Here is a 15,395-nt window from a genome sequence, read left to right as displayed (position 1 = left end):
TTATCCCAGTTTACGTGCGCCAGCCGTATCAAGACGGCAAATATGGACGAAGCCTTCATCATTCTGCAGATAGTGCTGGCGCAGCCAGTCCGCCATCCGCTGCGCCGTTTCCATCTGATTGCAAACGGCGAAAAGCGTAGGGCCGGAACCTGAAATGCCGCACCCCAGCGCGCCCGTGTCGACGGCGGCCTGGCGCGCCTCGGCAAAGCCCGGCAGCAGCTTCGTGCGGTAAGGTTCGGCGATCACATCCTGCATCAGTTTAGCGGCCAGCAGCGGCTGCCCGCTATGACAGGCGTGAATAAAGCCAGCCAACAGGCGGCCATGTTTGATCACATCTTCTTTGCGATACTGCGCGGGCAGAATGGCGCGCGCTTCGGCGGTAGAGACTTTAATGCCCGGATAGGCCATCACCCACAGCCAGTCGTCGAAGCCCGGCACCGCCTGGCTGATAATGCCGTTCTCCTCAAGCATCAGCTGGATGCCGCCGAGGAAGCATGGCGCGACGTTGTCATAGTGTACGCTGCCGGAAATGCGCCCTTCCAGCTCGCCCATCAGCGTCAGCAGCTGAGTATCGCTGAGCGGCCTGCCGCAAAACTCGTTCATCGCCATCAAACCGGCCACCACCGAGCAGGCGCTGGAGCCGAGGCCGGAGCCGATCGGCATATTTTTCTCCAGCGTCATCGCCACCGGCACCTCTTCACCGATCGCTTCGCAGAAGCGCTGCCAGCACTGATAGACAATATTCTCTTTGGGATCGTCCGGCAGCTTGCTGACAAAGCGTCCGCTGTTTTGCAACGAAAAGCGCTGCGCCGCTTCCACCGTGACGCAGTCGCCCAGCAGCGTGCCGTCTACCGGCGACACCGCCGCGCCCAGCACGTCGAAGCCGACGCTGACGTTGCCAATCGAGGCCGGTGCGTAAATTTTTACCATCATCAAACTCCCAACTTCCATGACAGGGTGCGCAGCAGATCGGCGAAGACGCCCGCCGCCGTCACATCATTGCCCGCGCCATATCCGCGCAGCACCAGCGGAATCGGCTGATAATAACGGCTGTAAAACGCCAGGGCATTCTCGCCGTTTTTCACTTTATAGAGCGGATCGTTGCTGTCGACCGCGTCAATTTTCACTTTGCAGAGGCCGCCCTCTTCAATCGCGCCGACGAAGCGTAACACTTTTCCTTCGTCACGCGCTGCGGCAACGCGCGCGGCGAAGGCGCTGTCCAGCTCCGGCAGGCGCTGCATAAACGCCTCTACGTCAGCGATCTCATTCAGGCTGGCGGGCAGCAGCGGCTCGATCTCAATATCGCCTAGTTCCAGCTTATGGCCCGCTTCGCGCGCCAGGATCAGCAGCTTGCGCGCCACGTCCATACCTGAAAGGTCGTCGCGCGGATCGGGCTCGGTAAAGCCCAGCTCGCGCGCCATTTTTGTCGCCTCAGAGAGCGAAACGCCCTCGTCCAGCTTGCCGAAAATAAAGGAGAGCGAGCCTGAGAGGATGCCGGAGAATTTAATCAGCTCATCGCCGGCGTTTAACAGATTCTGCAGGTTTTCAATGACCGGCAGTCCCGCACCGACGTTGGTGTCGTAGAGGAATTTGCGACGCGATTTTGCGGCGGCGGCGCGCATCTGCTGGTAGTAGTTCCATGACGAGGTGTTGGCCTTTTTGTTCGGCGTCACCACGTGGAAGCCGTCGCCGAGGAAGTCGGCGTAGAGATCCGCTACCGCCTGGCTGGAGGTGCAGTCCACAATCACCGGGTTAAGCAGATGATACTCTTTCACCAGTCGATTGAGGCGGTCAGGATTAAAGGGCTCTTTGGCTTCGCTCAGCGCCCCTTTCCAGTCGCTCAGGTCGATGCCGTGTACGTTGGTCAGCAGCGCGCGCGAGTTGGCGATGCCGCAGACGCGCAGATCGATATGCTTCTGTTTCAGCCACGCCTGCTGGCGATAGAGCTGATCCAGCAGCGCGCCGCCGACGCCGCCGACGCCCACCACAAAGACTTCGATCACCTGATCGGTGGCGAACAGCATCTGGTGTACCACGCGTACGCCGGTGGTGGCGTCATCGTTGCTTACCACCACGGAGATAGAGCGCTCTGACGAGCCCTGCGCGATGGCGACGATATTGATATTGGCGCGCGCCAGCGCGGAGAAAAATTTGGCGGAGATGCCGCGCAGCGTGCGCATCCCGTCGCCGACCACGGAGATCACCGCCAGCTGTTCCATTACGCCCAGCGGATCGAGCAGCCCGTCTTTCAGCTCAAGGTAGAACTCCTCTTCCAGCACGCGGCGCGCTCGCGCCTGCTCATTCTGCGGTACGCAGAAGCTAATGCTGTATTCAGAGGAGGACTGGGTGATCAGCACCACCGAGATGCCGGTGCGCGACATCGCGGCGAAGACGCGCGCCGCCATACCGACCATGCCCTTCATCCCGGGTCCGGAGACGTTGAACATCGCCATATTATTCAGGTTAGTGATCCCTTTGACCGGGTTCTCGTCATGCTCACCTTCGCCGCCGATCAGGGTGCCCGGCGCCTGCGGGTTGGCGGTGTTTTTGATCAGGCATGGAATCTGGAACTGCGCGATAGGCGCGATGGTGCGCGGATGCAGCACTTTCGCGCCGAAATAAGAGAGCTCCATCGCCTCCTGATAAGACATCGACTTCAGCAGGCGCGCGTCGGGCACCTGACGCGGATCGCAGGTATAGACGCCATCTACGTCGGTCCAGATTTCGCAGCAGTCGGCGCGCAGACAGGCGGCCAGCACCGCGGCGGAGTAGTCAGAGCCGTTACGGCCCAGCACCACCAGTTCGCCCTTCTCATTGCCTGCGGTAAAGCCGGCCATCAGGATCATATTTTGCGGCGGGATCTGGCTGGCGGCGATGCGGCGCGTCGATTCCGCGATATCAACGGTGGATTCGAGATAGTGGCCGACGGCCAGCAGCTTCTCCACCGGATCGATCACGGTGACGCCGTGGCCGCGCGCCAGCAGCAGCGCTTCCATAATCGCGATAGAGAGCTTCTCGCCGCGGCAGATAATAGCGGCGTTAACGCTGTCGGGGCACTGTCCCAGCAGGCTGATGCCGTGCAGCACCTGCTTCAGCTGGGCGAACTCCAGGTCGACGCGCGTTTTCTGACCGTCATAGTCAAAGCCCGGCTGCGCCGCCGCCAGCCCCTGCAGCAGCTCGTCGAAAATCCGCTCGGCGTCGCTGATATTGGGTAGCGCATCCTGGCAGCTGATGGTCTTTTCAATCATCGCCACCAGATGGTTGGTAATTTTTGCAGGTGCAGAGAGTACGGTGGCAACCTGTCCCTGCTGCGCATTGCTTTCCAGAATGTCAGCGACGCGAAGAAAACGTTCCGCGTTCGCTACCGAGGTCCCACCGAATTTCAGCACTCGCATGTTAAAGCTCTCCTGAATTTACGCCGAAAAAAAAGCCCGCACTGTTCAGGTGCGGGCTTTTTTCTGTTTTTCCTGTATGCGTCAGCCCGCACCTTTACCCGTGGTAATGGTGGTTGTAATAATGGTGATGTTCAGGCTGGTTGAGTTACGCATTGAGATTTTTTCTGTCTGTCTTTTAGAGTCTGTCTGCTTTCCAGAAGTAAAGCAAAGCGCCGGTCAAGTCAACGAATTTGTCCGGCGGCCCGTTTTTCGCCGCTGCGCACTGCTGCGTGCCGATCGGCAAAACGCCTGCAGAATCGTTTGCCTGTCCCGCGCTTTTTGCGATCAGCCGCTGCGAAAGACGATTTTTCAGGAAGATTTATCTATAAGTTTTTTTTCTACATCATGCAGCAGGCGATGCAGCATGGCGCTGTCGCGCTGCTCCAGCAGGCCGATGCGCTGATCGATCCAGTCGGCCATTTTGCGATCGTCGCTGACCTCAAGCGTCTGCAGCAGCTGCTCAAAACGGTGGCGCAGCGCCTCCAGCTGCCGGGCGTCCGCCTGCGGTGCGGCGGGCGGCGCTACGCGATTAAGCGCGGAAAGCTGATAGCAGTAAACCATCACCGCCTGGCCGAGGTTGAGCGAGGGATAATCCTGCGCCATCGGAATGCCGGTAAGCAGATCGACCTGGTCCAGCTCTTCATTGGTGAGTCCGCTATCCTCGCGCCCAAAGACCAACGCCATGCTGTTCACCCACTGACGCTTCTCCAGCAGCTGCGCTTCCACCTGCTGCGGCGTGGCGTAGTAGCGGAATCTGGCGCGGCTGCGCGCTGTGGTGGCGACGGAGAAGTCGATATCGGCCAGCGCGTCGCTCAGGGTGTCGAAGGTGCGCAGGTTATCCAGGATCTCTCCGGCGCCGTGCGCGACCCGGCGCGCGGCGGGATCTTGCCAGGCGTCGCTGGCGACGATGCGCAGCTCGCTAAAGCCCATGGTTTTCATCGCCCGCGCCGCTGCGCCAATATTTTCCGCCCGAGCGGGCGAAACCAGAATAAGGGGGAAACGCATGATTATTCCATTTGTGTTTTGACATCGCCCCGTATAGTACCATGCGCCGCTGTTAAAGCCGGAATCTGGCGTGTTAAGAAAATAATTTGTTAACGATGTTAAAATTAAATAAACGTCGCTGCGAGCTTGTAATGCAATCCAGACAGGCAATAACTAACATTTTCCCCTGAAAATTTCATCTAATCAGCAGGATAAGTCTGCGCATTTTGAAATTGTCATTTGCTTATACAGCCTGTGAATATGTAGTGAAACTGATATTTTTTGTGAGCTAAGCTTGCATTACAAGAGAAGTTTTTCACATAAGTGTTAACGTGCTACAATTGCATTTGATATAAGTCAACGAAGCGTTGTTTTTATGCTTATCGGTTGTTGTTGGTGCTGTTAGGTTGCTGTTAATACGGTTAGGATATGCGCCAAAAGATTCTCTCCTGGGGCAGGCAATATTCATTCTGACTGGCTGAGCTAACACTGTTGTTGACGTTGATAGATGGTGTATCAAGAACATAATTTCGTACAACGGTTAAGCGCCACTTACCGCGCTTTTAGCGAGCCTGAATAACCGCGTACGCCCTGTTTTCGATTTGTTGGCAAATTTTAGGTAGCGAAACATGCAGACCCCACACATTCTTATCGTTGAAGACGAACTGGTCACGCGTAACACCCTCAAGAGCATTTTCGAGGCGGAAGGTTATGTCGTGTATGAGGCAACCGACGGCGCTGAAATGCATCAGGTGCTGACCGATAACGACGTCAACCTGGTGATCATGGATATCAACCTGCCAGGTAAAAATGGCCTGTTGCTGGCGCGCGAACTGCGCGAGCAGGCAAACGTGGCGCTGATGTTCCTGACCGGTCGTGATAATGAAGTGGACAAAATCCTTGGTCTGGAAATTGGCGCGGATGATTACATCACCAAACCCTTCAACCCGCGTGAGCTGACCATTCGCGCACGCAACCTGCTGTCACGCACCATGAATCTGGCGATGCCGAGCGAAGAGCGCCGTCAGGTTGAAAGCTATAAGTTCAACGGCTGGGAGCTGGATATCAACAGCCGCTCGCTAATCAGCCCGAACGGCGAACAGTATAAGCTGCCGCGCAGCGAGTTCCGCGCCATGCTGCACTTCTGCGAAAACCCTGGCAAAATTCAGACCCGCGCCGACCTGCTGAAGAAGATGACCGGCCGCGAACTGAAACCGCACGATCGCACCGTCGACGTCACCATTCGTCGCATTCGTAAGCACTTTGAATCTACGCCGGATACGCCGGAGATCATCGCCACGATCCATGGCGAAGGCTACCGCTTCTGCGGCGACCTGCAGGAATAAAAACCTGACGCAAGCGAGGGCTGGCTGCCAGTGTGCTCGCTCTTCCCGCGACCTCCCTGTCGCGGGACGCTTTACTCCCCGACGGCTCTTACCCGTTTGCTAACCTTAGCTGCCCCCCGGTAAAACCCACTGAGAGCCTTTTTTATTCCCGCCACGGCATAATTGGCACCGCGCTCAGCGCATTCTTCGGCGATCCCTCCACCACTCTGTCGGAATAGCTCAGGTAGATGAGCGCATGGCGCTTCTGATCGAAGAAACGCACCACCTGCAGCTTTTTAAACACCAGCGAGGTCCGTTTCTTAAACACCACCTCGCCCTGCGCTTTCCCCTGCGCGATAGCGTCGCTCAGCTCGACCGGCCCAACCTGCTGGCAGGAGATCGCCGCGTCGGCGGTATCCTCCGCCAGACCCAGACCGCCCTTAATCCCGCCGGTTTTCGCCCGGCTGATATAACAGGTTACATTTTTTACATCTGGATCGTCGAACGCCTCCACCACGATCTTATGATCGGGCCCAAACATCTTAAATACCGTATCTACCGAGCCGATCTCTTCGGCCAGAACCGGCGACGCCAGCAGCAGCGAAGCGAATGAAGCAGCGAAAAAGCGAGATATTGTCATAGCGTTACCATTGCAAACCTAATAGACGAGCATGTAATGTACTGGCAATTGTCCGCGTTGACCAAACCAGAACCGGTTTAATCCCACATTGACATGGCACAATCTCCCAACAAAGCTGCCCACGCCTGATGTGCAATTAGTGCTATTATTCGGCGACTGCGTTAGTCGCACCCAGAGAGTATGAGGATGTTTTATGGACCAAGCCGGTATCATTCGAGATTTGCTTGTCTGGCTGGAGAGCCATCTTGATCAGCCCCTTTCACTGGACAACGTTGCCCTGAAAGCGGGTTATTCTAAATGGCATTTACAACGGATGTTCAAAGACGTAACGGGCCACGCCATTGGCGCCTATATCCGCGCCCGGCGCCTGTCTAAAGCGGCCGTGGCGCTGCGCCTGACCAGCCGCCCGATTCTGGATATCGCGCTGCAGTATCGTTTCGATTCCCAGCAGACCTTTACCCGCGCCTTTAAAAAGCAGTTTAACCAGACGCCCGCGTGGTATCGCCGCTCCTCGGAATGGAATTCGTTCGGCATTCGCCCGCCGATTCGCCTTGACGACAACAGCATGCCGGAGTCGAGCTTCGTCACGCTGCCGGAAACCGTGCTGGTGGGACAGACGCAAACCTATAGCTGTACCCTGGAGCAGATCTCCAGCTACCGCGACGAAATGCGCATTCACTTCTGGAAGCAGTTCCTGCTGGAAACCGACACCGTTCCGCCCGTGCTATACGGCCTGCATCAGGTGCGCGCCAGCCAGGAGAAGGATGACGAGCAGGAGATCCTCTACACCACCGCCGTGCCGTCCGATCAGGCGATGAACCTGCACTCCGGCCAGAGCGTGCTGCTGGAAGCGGGCGACTATGTGCAGTTCACCTATAACGGCCCGCGCAACGAACTGCAGGAATTTATCCTGCTGCTCTACGGCACCTGCATGCCGACGCTCGGCCTGACGCGCCGTCAGGGCCAGGATATCGAGCGCTTCTACACCCACGGCGGCAAGAAGCGCAGCGAACCGCCGAAAGAGATCCGCTGCGAATATCTCATCCCGATTCGCCGCCAGCAGGCGAGCTGATCGCTAAAATGCCGTCATCGCGACGGCATTTTTTTTAGCGCTGCAGCTCATCCAGCGCGGGCGCGTCAAGATGCGAAATATCGCCTGCCGTTTCCACCACCCAGCCTTGCGCCAGCCAGGCGCTCTGCTGGTGATCGACGCGCGAGATCGAGCAGTTACGCAGGCGCAGACGTCGCTCCGCATGGGCCGGCAGGCCAAGAATCGTGCTGATCAGCACGCCGAGTGCCATACCGTGACTGACCAGCAGCGGCCGGCTGCCGTCGGGCAGCGCCAGACAGGCGTTCAGCGCCTCGTGCATACGCGCCGCCATCTCCGCCATCGATTCGCCCTGCGGAATACGGCCGTCTACCGTGCCGTCCACCAGCGCGCTGCGCCAGCGCTCTTCCTCTTCGCTTAACCCGTCGAGCGGGCGCTTCTCCAGCACCCCCATATTCAACTCGCGCAGGCGCGGCTCCAGCGTCACCGAACAGCCGCAGGCGTCGGCGATAATCTCGGCGGTACGCTGCGTGCGGCCCAGATCGCTGGTGATAACGTGGGTAATGCCAAGATGTTTGACGCGCTCGCCCACCTGATGGGCCTGTTGCTCTCCTTTCTCCGTCAGCGGACTGTCGGATTGTCCCTGAATGCGCCGCTGCGCATTCCATACCGTTTCACCGTGACGAACAAGATAGACCTGTAGCATGCTGAGTTTCCGTTATACTGCGACAAATTTGCCTAAAGGGTTCAATAGATTATGTACCAGGTTATCGCAGCCACCATCAATCCGGCAAAAATTCGCGCAATCTCTCAGGCGTTCAACGACGTTTTCGGCGAAGGATCCTGCCATATTCGCGGGGTCGAGGTCGATAGCGGCGTCGCGGCGCAGCCCCTGAGCGATGCGGAAACGCGAACCGGCGCACGCCAGCGCGTCGCCAATGCGCGTCAGGCTGAGCCTGAGGCCGATTTCTGGGTGGCGATCGAAGCCGGTATTGAAGAGGATTGCGCCTTTGCCTGGATGGTGGTCGAGAATGCCAGCCAGCGCGGCGAGTCACGTTCCGCCAGCTTTACGCTGCCGCCGGTGGTGATGGCGGGCCTGCGCGCCGGACGCGAGCTGGGCGATGAGATGGCGCGGCTAACCGGCGTGGAAAATATCAAACACCAAGGCGGCGCTATTGGCGCCTTCACCCACGGCCTGCTGACGCGCTCCAGCGTCTATCATCAGGCGTTGATCCTGGCGCTCTGCCCCTTTACTCATCCGCTTTATCAGCGCTGAGCCCGCCGCGTCCCAGACGTCCCTCCAGCCAGCGCCGCAGTTCAGGCGGCGCCTCTTTCAGGCTGTTTGACCCGCGCGTAATGGTGGCGATGCCGACCCCCAGTTCATTTTTCAGCTCGCGCTGGCTCATGGTGCCGCTCATCAGCTCTTCGACGATGCGCAGCCTTGTACCGAGCGCCTCGCGCTCGTCCGGCGTCAGCATCAGCTGCAGCAGAGGCAGCGCCACGTCATCGGCATAAGCCTGCTGCATCAGCGCGATAAAGCGCCGCCAGTTGTCTTCAGAAAGGGATTGTTGTGCCGACCGGGCGGGAGATTGCGTCATTAAACAGGCTTCCGTACTCACTAACGAGTACGGAAGCATAACACGCTAGTAGCGGCGGTTCCACTCGCTGTCCGACAGCACCTTATCCGGCTCGCCCATAAAGTGGCGATAGTAGGCGTCGTAGGCCAGCACGTTTTTCACGTAGCCGCGCGTTTCAGAGAAGGGAATGGTCTCGATAAAGGCGACCGCGTCGAGATTGCCCGCGCTGACGTTCTGCCAGCTGCGCACGCGACCCGGCCCCGCATTATAGGCCGCCGAGGCGAAAATGCGGTTCTGCCCGAACTGCTGATAGACATACTCCAGATACTGGGTGCCGATCTGAATATTGGTCTGCGGATCCAGCAGCTGGTTGCTGTTCATATAGCCGGGGATGTTGTACATCTTCACGGTGTGCGCCGCCGTTGCCGGCATCACCTGCATCAGGCCGCTGGCACCGACCGGCGAACGCGCTTTCGGGTTCCAGGCGCTCTCCTGACGCGAAATCGCCATGGCGTAGCTCGGCGAGATGCCTTTGTCGCGGGTATTGCTCTTATAGAAGCTCTCCCACGCCAGCGGGAAGCGCTCTTTCAGGCTGTCCCACATCTTCGCCGTGATGGTCGCCTGCACGCTGAGATCCCACCAGTCCTGCTCGTTGGCGTAGCGCGCCAGCATCTGCTGCTGGGTGTGGTTTTTGCTGGCGATCAGGTTGGCCCACTCGCTGCGCGCCAGGTTATCCAGCCCCCAGTACATCAGCTCGCGCACGCGCGCCAGCTCGGGCCCCTGCACCGTCGCGCTGTCGGGCTTTGGCGCCTCGTCGATCTGCAGCGGGTACTTCACGCCCAGCCGCTGCGCCGCCACCATCGGATAGAAGCCGCGCGCCTGCATCAGCTTATGCAGGATCTCGTCCGCCTCCTCTTTACGCCCCTGCGCGTAGAGCAGATCGGCCTGCCAGTACTGCCACTCATCTTTCTCTTTCGCCTCAAGCGGCAGACGCGCGATCCAGGTATTCAGGCCGCGGCGATCGTTTTGCGACAGCGCCAGACGCACGCGTCGCTCGATCAGCGCCGTCGACTGGCTGTTCATCACCACGGCATCGCGCCAGCGCGCCTGCTCCGAGGTTAAATCGCTGCCCATCATGCGCCAGACCACGATCTCCTTCAGCGCCTGCTCGTCATCCGCCTCCATCTTCTGGCCACGCACCAGCAGCGGGATCATGCTGCGTGCATTCTCCATATCGGCGCGCGCAACGCGGGTAAAGGCGTAGAGGGTTGCCTGGCGGGTAAAATCGGTCGGGCCGACCGTCTGTGCGAAGTTCACTACCGTCTGAGGATCGCTCTGCAAGGCGAGCACGCCCGTGGCGATGGTCTGGTAATCTTCCGGCAGGGTTTTTGCCAGGAAGCTCACCAGGCTGTCGTTGCCCGCCTTCATCGCCAGCCGAATGCGCTCCAGCACGGTAATCGGCGACATCTGGCCAGAGGATTGCCAGACGGAGAAGAGGCGATCGCAGTCGTTGGGCAGCGCGGTGCCGCGCAGCCAGATCGCCTTCGCGCCCTCAAACGCCTGCTGCTGCGCGCCCGTGGCCCATTTGGCGTAGAGCCAGTTGCAGCGCGCCTGTACCGGCGTCGGCGCTTCCGGGCTAAAGCTCAGAATGCCCTGCCAGTCCTGACGGTGCGCCAGCACGTTGACGAAGCGGGTTTTCAGCGAGCGCGCCGGCGGCAGCGTGGGATATTGCTGGATAAAGTTTTTAACGGCGAGCGGTGTTTCCTGATCGAGGTCCTGCGCCAGCAGGCGGTACTGCAGGTAAGGGTAAAGCGGGTAATCCTGCAGCGTCGGCAGCAGCTGCTCGACCGTCGCCATCTGGTTGCTGTCCCACGCCTGTTTAATCTGTTGATAACGTTCCCGCTGCTGATCCAGCGAGTCTGCCCACGCGCTGCTGGCCGCTCCGGCCAGACAGATCCCTATCATCCAGTTACGCCACTTCTCCACGAAAATCTCCTCTGTTGCTGCTCTCCGGCTGCGTGCCAGGCATTCTTCATGCTAACCAGGGGAACCCGCTCTTGCCATGTTCTTCACAAAATTTACGCAGCGCGGCGCGCAAGGCTGGCTAAAAGCGGGTCGCAGGCTGCGACGGGAGGATGACACGCCGTTGAGAAACCGTGTAAATATAGGGCGAGCATGGCGGCGTTTGCGGGGCGATCTGATTGCGGGTAAGATTGATCGTCTGCCGGCCTGAGTGCGCGCAACGCCTTAAAATTGCGGCAATTATCGCTGTTCATCCTGATGCGCTCTCCTCTCCACTGCGCATCACTTTCGGCTATCAACCACGACAGAGACCTCTATGGAAACCCGGCGCGACGAACGCATTCAGAAACTGACCCTGGCGCTGAAACGCACTGACAAGCTGCATCTGAAAGACGCCGCGCAGCTGCTGGGTGTTTCAGAGATGACGATTCGACGCGATCTCAGCGAGCCGGCATCTACCGTCGTGCTGCTGGGCGGCTATATCGTCAGCGATCCAAAAAATCATGGCGGCCACTATTTCGTTTCGGATCAGCATGGACAGAACGCGGCGAAAAAGCAGCGCCTGGCGCAGGCCGCCGCCAGCCTGATCGGCGAGAACGATACGGTCTTTTTCGACTGCGGCACCACCATTCCCTATATTGTCGACGCCCTGCCCGAGGATCTCCCCTTTACCGCTATCTGCTGCGCCATGAATACTTTCCTGGCGCTAAAAGAAAAACCGGCCTGCAACGTTATTCTGAGCGGCGGCGAGTTTCATGCCGATAACGCCCTGTTCACACCGATCGGCGCACATTCAATTCTTGACGATCTCTGCCCGACGCTGGCGTTTATCTCGGCGGCGGGCATCGACAGAGAACAGGGCGCGACCTGTTACAACCTCAACGAACTGGCGATGAAGCATCACGCCATGCTGCGCGCGCGCCAGCGCGTTCTGGTGGCGGACAGCAGCAAGTTCGGCAAGGTGCTGCCCGCCCGCATCGGCGAGCTGCGCCGCTTTGACCTGCTGGTGAGCGACAGCGCACCGGACAAGGCGCTGGCGGAGTGGCTGGCGCAGCAGCCGCTGCCGCTGCGTCTGCCCGATGCGGTCTGACCCCCGCCTTTTCTTTTTACGCGTAACAACGCCGTCCGCCCGGAATTATCCCGGCGCGCGGCTGGGATTAGCCAGGCAAAAAGGCTAAACTTCGTCACTAATTCACCCACCAGAATCAGAGGCTCATTACAACGTGGCTCAATTCGTCTATAGCATGCATCGCGTCGGCAAAGTGGTTCCGCCGAAGCGTCATATTCTAAAGAACATCTCCCTTAGCTTTTTCCCGGGCGCGAAAATCGGCGTGCTCGGCCTGAACGGCGCGGGTAAATCCACGCTGCTGCGCATCATGGCGGGCATCGATAAAGATATCGAAGGTGAAGCGCGCCCGCAGCCGGGCATCAAAGTGGGTTATCTGCCGCAGGAGCCGCAGCTCAACCCGGAACAGACAGTACGCGAATCTATTGAAGAAGCGGTCTCCGAAGTGGTCGGCGCGCTGAAGCGTCTGGACGAGGTTTATGCGCTCTACGCCGAGCCGGACGCCGACTTCGACAAGCTGGCGGCCGAACAGGGTCGTCTGGAAGAGGTTATTCAGGCGCACGACGGCCATAACCTGGAAACGCAGCTGGAGCGCGCCGCCGATGCGATGCGCCTGCCGGACTGGGACGCCAAAATCGGCAACCTCTCCGGCGGTGAGCGCCGCCGCGTGGCGATGTGCCGTCTGCTGCTGGAAAAGCCAGACATGCTGCTGCTGGACGAACCCACCAACCACCTGGACGCCGAGTCCGTGGCCTGGCTGGAACGCTTCCTGCACGAGTTCGAAGGCACCGTCGTGGCAATTACCCACGACCGCTACTTCCTCGATAACGTTGCGGGCTGGATCCTTGAGCTGGACCGCGGCGAAGGCATTCCGTGGGAAGGCAACTACTCTTCCTGGCTGGAGCAGAAAGATCAGCGTCTGGCGCAGGAAGCCTCTGCCGAAGCCGCACGTCGTAAATCGATCGAGAAAGAGCTGGAGTGGGTGCGTCAGGGTACCAGAGGCCGTCAGTCGAAAGGCAAGGCCCGTCTGGCCCGCTTCGAAGAGCTGAACAGCACCGAATACCAGAAGCGTAACGAGACCAGCGAACTCTTTATTCCGCCGGGTCCGCGCCTGGGTGACAAAGTGGTTGAGGTGAAAAACCTGACCAAATCCTACGGCGACCGCGTGCTGATCGACAATCTCTCTTTCTCAGTGCCGAAGGGCGCTATCGTCGGCATCATCGGTCCGAACGGCGCAGGTAAATCGACCCTGTTCCGCATGATGACCGGTCAGGAGCAGCCCGATTCCGGCAGCATCGAGCTGGGCGAAACCGTTAAGCTGGCGTCGGTCGATCAGTTCCGCGACGCGATGGATAACTCAAAAACCGTGTGGGAAGAAGTCTCTGGCGGACTGGACACGATGCGCATCGGCACCTTCGAGATGCCGAGCCGCGCCTACGTTGGCCGCTTTAACTTCAAAGGCACCGACCAGGGCAAACGCGTCGGCGAACTCTCCGGCGGCGAGCGCGGTCGTCTGCACCTGGCGAAACTGCTGCAGGTTGGCGGCAACCTGCTGCTGCTTGACGAACCGACCAACGACCTGGATATCGAAACCCTGCGCGCGCTGGAAAACGCCCTGCTGGAGTTCCCGGGCTGCGCCATGGTGATCTCGCACGACCGCTGGTTCCTCGACCGTATCGCCACCCATATCCTCGACTATCAGGATGAGGGCAAGGTGGAGTTCTTCGAAGGTAACTTCAGCGAGTACGAAGAGTACAAGAAACGCACCCTCGGCGCCGACGCGCTGGAGCCGAAGCGTATCAAGTACAAGCGTATTACCAAGTAATCAAAAGGGCGCCACCAGGCGCCCTTAAATTTAGAACCGCTTTTATTTTATCGTTATCCACGCTTCAACAGGGCCCTGATAGCCTTCGTGGTTTGCTGAATTCATTCTCTGCTTATTGCATTTATAACCGGCAATAATTCTCTGTTTATTTGACGTCGAATTTAGAGATTTAACGAGCCAGCCTCCCTGACTCGTTAAATATAAATAAGGCCTTATGCTTTGGCGTCCATCATCTCTTTCACCAGCTCGATACAGCGCAGGAAACGCGTGTCGTAATCGTCCTCGCGCACGTGCACAAAGTCGACGTTGTTTTCCCGCAGCATAGTAACCAGCATTGACTGGAACTCGCGGCGATCCACCGAGCTGCCCAGGCTGCGCAGGCCGTCCGCCACCCAGGGCACGTTATTCTCCAGCAGGATCACCAGGTCGAAACGGTATTCGTCGATCAGCGCCTGCACAAAGGGGTGCTCCCGACCTTCATACTTCAGGCAGAACGCCTGGGTGGTGATAAAGTCGGTGTCGATAAAGGCGACTTTATTGGCGTATTTCACCGCAAAGTCGATGTACTGCGCCTGGCCGAGCGCGATCTTGTCGTAGTCGGAATATTGCAGCGCCATCTCGTCGCCGCCGAGGTGAGAGAAGACGTAGTCGCGGCCATATTCCCAGGCGCTGGTGGTATTGAAAATATTGGCGAGCTTGTTGACCAGCGTCGATTTGCCGCTGGATTCTCCGCCGAGCACGGCGACGGTGCGCACGAAAAAGGGCTTAACCTCGGTGGGAATATATTCCCAGTAGCGAAAGGGATCCTGACGGATCTGCGCGCCGCTGATATTCATAAAGGATCGCGCGGGATCGACCAGCACGGTGCGTACGCCCAGATGCTGTTGATACATCTCCGCATCCGCGGTTTCGCTGGTATAGATGCAGTCAGGGGCGATGCCCTGATCGCTGAGAAAGGTTTTCACCCCTTCACTCCAGACGTCCCAGCCGTGCGGATAGGGCTCGATGCCCTCTTCGTTGAAGGAGTGAATACGGATGTTTTTCTGGTACTTAAAGGTTTGCAGCAGCCAGCGCAGCCGATCGCTGATGGTTGGCTGCTGCGACATGGCGCTGTTCTCAAACAGCGCCCGATCGCGCGGCTCGTCGTGGCCCATAATAATATGCAGCTCGTCGACCTGGCTGCAGGCGCGCTGGATAAGGTAAATATGGCCGGTGTGCAGCGGGTAGAACTTGCCGAACACTACGCCGACGGTTTTATCGCGGCGCGGAAACTCCAGCCCCAAAAAGCGATGCAGCGCCTCCAGTTTTTGCGCGCTCGGACTTTTAATTTTGGCGTTGAGCAGCTGGCTCAAATAACCCTTGGTCATCCCGCTGGCGTCGGCCACCTGCTGCAGGGTATGCCCCTGCTGGCGAATGGCGGTTTTCAGATAGTCGAACGACGTCATGCTGCCTCCTGCATGGATTGAAGTTGCCT

14 protein-coding genes and 1 other annotated feature are annotated in these 15,395 nt (G+C 58.8%); of the genes, 5 read left to right on the top strand and 9 right to left on the bottom strand.

The genetic code is table 11. From position 1 onward, the window contains the following. The 4 genes from thrB to MHZ97_RS08535 all read right to left on the bottom strand — a co-directional run bounded on the left by thrB (nucleotide 1) and on the right by MHZ97_RS08535 (nucleotide 4,439). Nucleotides 1-930: a homoserine kinase gene (gene thrB, locus MHZ97_RS08545; protein ID WP_239314329.1), complete on the bottom strand. Its 930-nt coding sequence runs from the start codon at nucleotides 928-930 to the stop codon at nucleotides 1-3. 2 nt (nucleotides 931-932) lie between these two features. Continuing rightward, nucleotides 933-3,395 (bottom strand): bifunctional aspartate kinase/homoserine dehydrogenase I, encoded by a 2,463-nt coding sequence (gene thrA / locus MHZ97_RS08540; RefSeq protein WP_239314328.1) that lies wholly within the window; start codon nucleotides 3,393-3,395, stop codon nucleotides 933-935. 25 nt (nucleotides 3,396-3,420) lie between these two features. Further along, nucleotides 3,421-3,538, bottom strand: a sequence feature (Thr leader region). Then, nucleotides 3,477-3,548, bottom strand: coding sequence for a thr operon leader peptide (thrL, locus tag MHZ97_RS22420; protein WP_127908399.1), 72 nt, complete (start codon nucleotides 3,546-3,548; stop codon nucleotides 3,477-3,479). It overlaps the preceding feature by 62 nt. Before the next feature lie 195 nt (nucleotides 3,549-3,743). Continuing rightward, the gene (locus tag MHZ97_RS08535) at nucleotides 3,744-4,439 is read right to left on the bottom strand and encodes a tRNA/rRNA methyltransferase (protein ID WP_239314327.1); all 696 of its coding nucleotides are present in this window, start codon (nucleotides 4,437-4,439) and stop codon (nucleotides 3,744-3,746) included. Between the two features lie 608 nt (nucleotides 4,440-5,047). Between MHZ97_RS08535 and arcA the strand changes: the two genes are divergently transcribed. Next, nucleotides 5,048-5,764 (top strand): two-component system response regulator ArcA, encoded by a 717-nt coding sequence (arcA, locus tag MHZ97_RS08530; protein ID WP_033749412.1) that lies wholly within the window; start codon nucleotides 5,048-5,050, stop codon nucleotides 5,762-5,764. Nucleotides 5,765-5,906: 142 nt separating this feature from the next. Here the strand turns inward: arcA and creA are convergent, their stop codons facing one another. After that, nucleotides 5,907-6,383 carry a protein CreA gene (creA, locus tag MHZ97_RS08525; protein WP_103793890.1) on the bottom strand — a complete coding sequence of 159 codons (477 nt, stop codon included), beginning with the start codon at nucleotides 6,381-6,383 and terminating at the stop codon, nucleotides 5,907-5,909. A gap of 193 nt (nucleotides 6,384-6,576) precedes the next feature. Here creA and robA point away from each other — a divergent pair, with 193 nt between their 5' ends. Further along, the gene (gene robA / locus MHZ97_RS08520; RefSeq protein ID WP_103793889.1) at nucleotides 6,577-7,455 is read left to right on the top strand and encodes an MDR efflux pump AcrAB transcriptional activator RobA; all 879 of its coding nucleotides are present in this window, start codon (nucleotides 6,577-6,579) and stop codon (nucleotides 7,453-7,455) included. A gap of 34 nt (nucleotides 7,456-7,489) precedes the next feature. Here robA and gpmB read toward each other — a convergent pair whose 3' ends face one another. Further along, complete coding sequence (gene gpmB, locus MHZ97_RS08515; protein WP_239314326.1) at nucleotides 7,490-8,137, bottom strand: 2,3-diphosphoglycerate-dependent phosphoglycerate mutase GpmB; 648 nt, start codon at nucleotides 8,135-8,137, stop codon at nucleotides 7,490-7,492. 51 nt (nucleotides 8,138-8,188) lie between these two features. Here gpmB and yjjX point away from each other — a divergent pair, with 51 nt between their 5' ends. Next, a complete protein-coding gene (gene yjjX / locus MHZ97_RS08510) occupies nucleotides 8,189-8,707 on the top strand; it encodes an inosine/xanthosine triphosphatase (RefSeq protein WP_239314325.1) in 519 nt (172 codons plus the stop codon). Here yjjX and trpR read toward each other — a convergent pair. Beyond that, on the bottom strand, nucleotides 8,682-9,029 hold the full coding sequence (gene trpR, locus MHZ97_RS08505; protein ID WP_103793886.1) for a trp operon repressor: 348 nt from the start codon (nucleotides 9,027-9,029) through the stop codon (nucleotides 8,682-8,684). The two genes, yjjX and trpR, sit on opposite strands and share 26 nt — an antisense overlap. Nucleotides 9,030-9,074: 45 nt before the next feature. Next, nucleotides 9,075-10,994: a murein transglycosylase gene (gene sltY, locus MHZ97_RS08500; protein WP_239314324.1), complete on the bottom strand. Its 1,920-nt coding sequence runs from the start codon at nucleotides 10,992-10,994 to the stop codon at nucleotides 9,075-9,077. Between the two features lie 352 nt (nucleotides 10,995-11,346). Between sltY and deoR the strand changes: the two genes are divergently transcribed. Beyond that, complete coding sequence (gene deoR / locus MHZ97_RS08495; RefSeq protein ID WP_239314323.1) at nucleotides 11,347-12,120, top strand: DNA-binding transcriptional repressor DeoR; 774 nt, start codon at nucleotides 11,347-11,349, stop codon at nucleotides 12,118-12,120. Between the two features lie 133 nt (nucleotides 12,121-12,253). Then, nucleotides 12,254-13,921, top strand: a complete 1,668-nt coding sequence (ettA, locus tag MHZ97_RS08490; RefSeq protein ID WP_103793883.1) for an energy-dependent translational throttle protein EttA — start codon at nucleotides 12,254-12,256, stop codon at nucleotides 13,919-13,921. Nucleotides 13,922-14,133: 212 nt separating this feature from the next. On the opposite strand, the gene nadR is transcribed toward ettA, so the two are convergent. Next, on the bottom strand, nucleotides 14,134-15,366 hold the full coding sequence (gene nadR / locus MHZ97_RS08485; protein WP_103793882.1) for a multifunctional transcriptional regulator/nicotinamide-nucleotide adenylyltransferase/ribosylnicotinamide kinase NadR: 1,233 nt from the start codon (nucleotides 15,364-15,366) through the stop codon (nucleotides 14,134-14,136). Between the last annotated feature and the right edge of the window lie 29 nt (nucleotides 15,367-15,395).

Source organism: Pantoea sp. ACRSC, from assembly GCF_022346785.1.
Lineage (GTDB): Bacteria > Pseudomonadota > Gammaproteobacteria > Enterobacterales > Enterobacteriaceae > Pantoea > Pantoea alvi.
The sequence above is the reverse complement of the archived record's forward strand: the minus strand, read 5'-3'. Positions and strand labels throughout refer to the sequence as shown.

Excerpts from the sequence above, each read along its gene's own strand:
- yjjX (WP_239314325.1), top strand. The coding sequence starts at position 8,189 with ATGTACCAGGTTATCGCAGCCACCATCAATCCGGCAAAAATTCGCGCA.
- thrB (WP_239314329.1), bottom strand. The coding sequence starts at position 930 with ATGGTAAAAATTTACGCACCGGCCTCGATTGGCAACGTCAGCGTCGGC.
- robA (WP_103793889.1), top strand. The coding sequence starts at position 6,577 with ATGGACCAAGCCGGTATCATTCGAGATTTGCTTGTCTGGCTGGAGAGC.
- thrA (WP_239314328.1), bottom strand. The coding sequence starts at position 3,395 with ATGCGAGTGCTGAAATTCGGTGGGACCTCGGTAGCGAACGCGGAACGT.
- gpmB (WP_239314326.1), bottom strand. The coding sequence starts at position 8,137 with ATGCTACAGGTCTATCTTGTTCGTCACGGTGAAACGGTATGGAATGCG.
- trpR (WP_103793886.1), bottom strand. The coding sequence starts at position 9,029 with ATGACGCAATCTCCCGCCCGGTCGGCACAACAATCCCTTTCTGAAGAC.
- creA (WP_103793890.1), bottom strand. The coding sequence starts at position 6,383 with ATGACAATATCTCGCTTTTTCGCTGCTTCATTCGCTTCGCTGCTGCTG.
- deoR (WP_239314323.1), top strand. The coding sequence starts at position 11,347 with ATGGAAACCCGGCGCGACGAACGCATTCAGAAACTGACCCTGGCGCTG.
- arcA (WP_033749412.1), top strand. The coding sequence starts at position 5,048 with ATGCAGACCCCACACATTCTTATCGTTGAAGACGAACTGGTCACGCGT.
- nadR (WP_103793882.1), bottom strand. The coding sequence starts at position 15,366 with ATGACGTCGTTCGACTATCTGAAAACCGCCATTCGCCAGCAGGGGCAT.
- MHZ97_RS08535 (WP_239314327.1), bottom strand. The coding sequence starts at position 4,439 with ATGCGTTTCCCCCTTATTCTGGTTTCGCCCGCTCGGGCGGAAAATATT.